Below are 6,254 nucleotides of genomic sequence, written 5' to 3' on the forward strand. Positions count from 1 at the left end.
TTATTGTATAGACAATGAGAAAGTACTATTTTGTGTAAAATAATACAATAAAAAAGAGAGAAGTAGCAATAAAATAGACAATGACTTCAAAATGTTAGGGAGGAATAGAAGATGGATCTTTTGAATAAAATTGCAGTTGTAACAGGTGCTGGAAGCGGTATTGGAAGAGCCAGCAGTTTGAAGCTTGCTAGCAATGGTGCAAAAGTGGTAGTCGTTGATTTCAACAAAGCAACAGGGGAAGAGACATTAAGCTTGATTAAAAAGCAAGGTGGAGAAGGTATCTTCGTTCAGGCAGATGTTTCGAGAAACGAAGATGTTCAAAAATATGTAAATGTTGCTGTTGATACTTATGGACGCATTGATATATTTTTCAATAATGCAGGAGTTATTCAAAAAATTTCTCCATTAACAGAGATTGAGGATGTAGAGTATGAACGTATTATGGCTATCAATGTGAAAGGTGTATTCCTTGGCTTAAAATATGTTTTAAAGGTAATGGAAGAACAAGGTAGCGGCTCTATTATTAATACGGCTTCAACAGCTGGAATTCGTAGTGAGCATAGTATGGCTGTTTACTCTGCAAGTAAGCATGCAGTAGTAGGTTTAACAAAAGCAGCTTCTTTAGAGTATGTAAAAAAGGGGATTCGAATCAACGGAATTTGTCCAGGAGGCGTAGAGACAGCATTAACAAACAGTGTAACAACTATGTTTGAAACAGGTGGCTATATTCCAGAAGAAATTCCAAATATGAGAATGGGACGCTATGCAAAACCAGAGGAACTGGCTGAAATGGTTGTTTTCCTAGCATCAGACAAAGCAAGCTATATGACAGGCTCAATTGTGGTAGTTGATGGCGGCTTAACTTTATAATAAAAAGAGGAAATCCAGTGAACATTATTCACTGGATTTCATGTTGTTGAAAAAAGGTAATGTCAACGGCATAATAAGCAATTTTGTAAGGCGAGGGGTTGATTTCCGTTCCGCCAGCGTCCTTTCCAGGGGGCGTCCGATGAGCCGCTTCACTCACTGCGTTCGCTCCAGGGTCTCCTCTGTGACGCTAAATCCCCTAGGAGTGACGCTGGCTCCACTCCAATCAGCCATTCTGCAAAAGTGTCTTTTCCTGAACAAAATAGCCCATTATTTATATTATAAGAGAGGATAGCCTCTCTTACTTTCAATGTGGAGAAGTGATGTGTGACAACACCCCTCCATAAAGAGTAGTAAAGACCTTTGCTAAAAAAGGCAATATTTTTGTGGGTTGGAGTGGAAGGCTACTTTCCCCCCGTGGGATAGCGAGACAGGCGAGCCTCTAAACGGAGCGGTAGCAGAGGAAGCGGCTCGGCGCTCGCCCACAGGAAAGCAAGTAGCCTACAACAGAAATCCTTTTTTACCTTTCATATAAATTCTATGGGTGGTTTTGTTTTTCAACACTAAGAAATCCAGTGAACATTCATTCACTGGATTTTGTTTGGCAAAGATATTATAAGGTGAATTTTTTCAGCTCATGCATCAATGTATCTGTCATACCTTGCAGATCGTCAATTTTAGCGCTAATTTTTTGGAAGGCAAGTAACTGATCCTGTGTCGAAGCTGAAATTTCTTCTGTACCTGCTGCTGTTTCTTCTGTAATGGCTGAAATATTTTCTATCGTACTATTCACTTGCTGGCTCATTTCATTCGTTTGAACCATTTCCTTTGTAAGGCTTTGTAAATCATGATGAATGTCTGCGATATGTGTCGCAATGACAGCAAATGATTGTTCCGTTTCTACCATTGAATGGGACTGTTCATTTGAAAGCTGATATCCTTGCTCAGCCGTAGTAAGAATATGTGAGATGCCATCCTGTATATGTGTGACCATAGAAGTAATTAAATTTGTTGCATTCTCCGTTTCAGAAGAAAGCTTTTTCACTTCCTCTGCGACAATGGCAAACCCCTTACCGGCTTCTCCAGCACGGGCAGCCTCAATGGCAGCGTTTAAAGCTAATAGATTTGTTTGGCTAGCAATAGTGTGGACAGCATTGGCCGCTCCTTCAATTTCTGAAGTGAATTGCGAAAATTGCGTAACAGCCTCTTTAATATCAAGTGATGTCGTCGAAATATCTTTTGCAATGGTTGATTGTTTTTCTAATGAATACTGACCATTTTGAACAGCCTCTAATGCCTGTTTACCATTGTTAGCGGATTGCTCACTTGTTTGCATAACCCCCTTAAATTGGTCGGTCATATTATTCATAAGGATGGCCACAGATTGAATATCTTCTGACATCGTATAGCTACCTTTTGCTAATTCGTCAGTAGATGTGGCGATTTGATTACTGCTTTCATGAATATTTCTCATATGGCTTGTCACATCTTGTGTGAATACGTTAACATCCTTACCGATATGATCGATGGATTGTACAGTACTTTTCAAATTATTCATCATCTGTGAAAAGCTTTCCGATAGTTGATCAATCTCGTATCGACTGTTTGGTTGATAGGAGAGTGTAGAGGTATCTATAGTTAAATCTCCTGTAGCTGCCCCCTGTGCACACTCTACAATCTGATTAATCGGTTTGGTAATTCTTTTTGCTGCCACATAGGAATAAATAATCGTTGCCAAAATTAATAGCACACTGCCGATGATTGTAGTGGTTGTAATAAAACCAATTTTTTGCTTTGTCACTTGTATCATCTCTTGATACCATTCGTTCGTTTCTTTTTTGAGCAAATGCATATCGTTTAAAATACCTTTAATTCGGATAGATTGCTTTTTTATTTCAGAGCGGTTGTTTTCTTGAAAGCCGCTTTCTGTAGCTTTTTCTAGGTCATCAAATTTATCAGAAATTTTGTCGATAATCTGTTGATGGTCAGGTATTCTTGTGAGAGCAGCCAATGCTTCTAAATTGCTTTTTGTTTCTTGTAAAATAGCAAGTGCTTCATTTTTATTCGCTTCACTATCTAAATAGGTATAATTATTTAATGATTGGCTGGCCACAACCAAACTTTGCTCCAGCTCTTTCACTGCAAGCAAAAGTTTCGTGTCATCCTGTGCGGTTGTTTGGATATTAAATGTTTGAATGATAATAAAGCCAATCATAGCCATAGCCAGTACGATTGGGATGAGTGTATTCATAAATAATTTTTTACGTAATGTCACTGGCCATTCCCCTTTTCTGCAGTAACTTTTATCTTGCCCGAGATAATGGCTTCTTGTGCCTTTTCAATGGCAGCCTGTTGCTCTGATGTTAGTTGAATGACACGAATATCAGCTAGTCCCACACCTTGATCTGCTAGCCCTAATGCAAACGATTTTTGGGTAATTTTTCCGTCCTCTACTAATGTTTTAGCAAGTTGATAGACAGCAAGATCCACATTTTTTAGCATGGATGTGACAACCGTCTTTTCGGCAACAAAAAATTGATCGATATCAACACCCGCTGCATAAATCCCCATTTCCTCGGCCTTTTTAATGGCGCCGAAACCAGTAAAGCCAGCTGCATGATAAATAAAATCAACGTTATTTTTTATATATTGATCTGCTATTGCTGCACCAGCCTGCGTGTCATCAAAGGTACCCGCATATTCGCTCATAATGTCAATAGTTGGTTGTACATAACGAGCTCCTTCGATAAAGCCATTTTCAAAGTGATGAATAACAGGGGCATCTGCACCACCAATAAAGCCAATTTTCCCTGTCTTGCTTGTCATAGCAGCAACCATACCAACTAAAAAACTGCCTTCTTGTTCTTTAAAGGTAATCGAAATAATGTTGTCAACATCAGATTGCCCATCAATCAATATGAATTGTTGGTCGGGATATTGTTTCGCAGTTTTCTCTAGTGCTTCCTGTACAGAGAAACCAAGACCAATGATGATATCATATTTTTCTGCTACAAGCTCGTTCAGCTTGTCCTCATAATCACCATCAGGAGCCTCTTTGTAATCAAACAAAATGCCAAGCTCATCTCGAGCCTTTTCGAGCCCTTTAAAAGCTGAATCATTAAATGATTCATCGCCTAGTCCCGCGTCTGATAGTAAAACGCCTATCTTATATCCTTCAGTTGATGTCTCTGTCTGTGCGGATGAACAGCCTGTTAGCAATAGACCCATCAAAAGAAAAGTAATCATCAATTTCTTCAAAATGTTTGTACCTCCTGTTGTTTATAGCCTATATATCGGCAAAATGTGAATTTTTTTAGTCTGATGTCAGACTACAATGAAAATAAATTTTTATGTAGAGCATAAGAATAAATAGTCATTTCTATATACATAATAAGTTAATATTATAAACCTAGATGACTAATTAAGTAATATATTTATGAAGGTTTCTACAGCAAGCTCTGTATGCCTAATCAATAATAAAGCCTAACGCAGATAGCGTTAGGCTTTCATGTTGTTGAAAAAAGGTAATGTCAACGGCATAATAAGCAATTTTGCAAGGCGAGGGGTTGATTTCCGTTCCGCCAGCGTCCTTTCCAGGGGGCGTCCGATGAGCCGCTTCACTCACTGCGTTCGCTCCAGGGTCTCCTCTGTGACGCTATGAGCTGCACCCAAAATATTGGACTTAAAAATCTACTATAGGGGGTGCAGGTAGTGATTTCTGATGAACAAAAATTAGCCGCAGTTCTAGCTTACTTTGAAGAAAAAGAAAGTACGTATCAGATTGCCAATCGATTACAGAGGGATCGACAGTACATTCGATTATGGATTGAATTATATCGCTATCATGGCATCGAAGGAATTATTCGTCCTCAAGGGTTCACGAATTACGAAGATTCTTTTAAAATAAAAGTAATTCAACACCTGATAGAGACGGGCGATTCGCTCCTTCAGACTGCTGCGAAGTTTAATATTCCTTCCCGTGAAACCGTTCGGAGATGGAAAAAACAATGGATGTCAACGGCTGGTGAGGTGCTCTATCAAGTAGAAAAGGAGCGCCAATCAATGCCAAAAAAACAACCACCTTCGTCCGATTTAAATGGAAAAACAACGGATGAGTTAAAAGCCGAAATTGAGTATTTACGGATGGAAAATGCCTATTTAAAAAAGTTGAAAGCCTTAGTTCAAGAAAAGGATGCCTTCAAATCCAAGAAAAAGTAAGAGCTGTCTATGAGCTAAGGTTGGATTTTCCTCTTCAAGCTCTATTAAAAGTCGCGAAACTTAAGAAAAGTACGTATTATTATCATCTCCAAAAATGGGTAAAACCAGATAAATATCAAACGATCAAAGAACGAATTCAGACGCTTTTTCATTACCATAAGGGGCGTTATGGCTATCGTCGTATTTGTTTAGCCCTCCGAAATGAAGGGTTTTTCATCAACCATAAAACGGTCCAACGATTGATGCAAGAATTGGGCTTAAAAGGGACGGTACGCCCTAAAAAATACCGTTCGTATAAAGGGACAGTCGGCTATGTCGCAGAGAATGTCATCCAACGTGATTTTGAAGCCACTGCACCCAATCAGAAATGGGTAACCGATGTAACGGAGTTTAAAATAAACGGTCAAAAAATCTATATATCCGCTGTATTAGATTTATTCAATCGAGAAATCGTTGGGTATGAGGTATCAAAATCACCTAATTTTGAGTTAGTTCAACAGTCTTTTAAGAAGGCGTTTACGTATACAAAGTTATCGAAAAAGAGTGGCTTAATCGTCCATTCTGATCAAGGATGGTTATATCAAATACCACGTTTTAAAGCGTTATTGGCAACACATGAAATCAAGCAAAGTATGTCACGGAAAGGAAATTGTTTAGATAATGCCGTGATAGAAAGCTTTTTTGGCATTATGAAATCAGAATTTCTATACGCAACAACGTTTAAGAACTACGAAGCATTCAAAAAAGCGTTAGTAGACTTTATCCACTACTACAATCATGAGCGGATAAAAATAAAACTCAACGGAAAAAGTCCAGTTGAGTTTCGAAGAGTTTCTTAAAAGTTCAAATTTTTGGGGTCAGTTCACTAAATCCCCTAGGAGTGACGCTGGTTCCACTCCAATCAACCATTCTGCAAAAGTGTCTTTTCCTGAACAAAATAGCCCATTATTTATATTATAAGAGAGGATAGCCTCTTACTTTCAATTTGGAGAAGTGATGTGTGACAACACCCCTCCACAAAAGAGTAGTGAATACCTTCACTTTTTTATGGATTGGAGTGGAAGTCTACTTGACTCCCGTGGGATAGCGAGACAGGCGAGCCTCTAAACGGAGTGATAGCGGTAGAAGCGGCTCGGCGCTCGCCCACAGGAAAGCAAGTAGCCTGCAAC

Annotated in this window: 5 protein-coding genes; 3 read left to right on the forward strand and 2 right to left on the reverse strand. The window is 39.0% G+C overall.

The features are described 5' to 3' along the window. Positions 1 to 111 precede the first annotated feature (111 nt). Entirely contained in the window at positions 112 to 870 is a 759-nt protein-coding gene (locus tag MHI22_RS23085) for an SDR family NAD(P)-dependent oxidoreductase (RefSeq protein ID WP_036127043.1), read from the forward strand. Positions 871 to 1,480: 610 nt separating this feature from the next. On the opposite strand, the gene MHI22_RS23090 is transcribed toward MHI22_RS23085, so the two are convergent. Beyond that, positions 1,481 to 3,142: a methyl-accepting chemotaxis protein gene (locus MHI22_RS23090; RefSeq protein WP_340812683.1), complete on the reverse strand. Its 1,662-nt coding sequence runs from the start codon at positions 3,140 to 3,142 to the stop codon at positions 1,481 to 1,483. Beyond that, positions 3,139 to 4,125: a BMP family lipoprotein gene (locus MHI22_RS23095; RefSeq protein ID WP_058843790.1), complete on the reverse strand. Its 987-nt coding sequence runs from the start codon at positions 4,123 to 4,125 to the stop codon at positions 3,139 to 3,141. Before MHI22_RS23095 ends, MHI22_RS23090 begins: the two co-directional genes overlap by 4 nt. Before the next feature lie 453 nt (positions 4,126 to 4,578). Between MHI22_RS23095 and MHI22_RS23100 the strand changes: the two genes are divergently transcribed. Both MHI22_RS23100 and MHI22_RS23105 read left to right on the forward strand, forming a co-directional pair. Next, complete coding sequence (locus tag MHI22_RS23100; protein ID WP_180957783.1) at positions 4,579 to 5,085, forward strand: helix-turn-helix domain-containing protein; 507 nt, start codon at positions 4,579 to 4,581, stop codon at positions 5,083 to 5,085. After that, entirely contained in the window at positions 5,070 to 5,924 is an 855-nt protein-coding gene (locus tag MHI22_RS23105; RefSeq protein WP_340812692.1) for an IS3 family transposase, read from the forward strand. Before MHI22_RS23100 ends, MHI22_RS23105 begins: the two co-directional genes overlap by 16 nt. Positions 5,925 to 6,254 lie beyond the last annotated feature (330 nt).

Origin of the sequence: Lysinibacillus sp. FSL L8-0312, from assembly GCF_038003285.1 — a bacterium.
Classification (GTDB): domain Bacteria; phylum Bacillota; class Bacilli; order Bacillales_A; family Planococcaceae; genus Lysinibacillus; species Lysinibacillus fusiformis_D.

Bases quoted from the DNA above. Each gene is read 5' to 3' on its own strand.
- MHI22_RS23085 (WP_036127043.1), top strand. From the start codon at position 112: ATGGATCTTTTGAATAAAATTGCAGTTGTAACAGGTGCTGGAAGCGGT.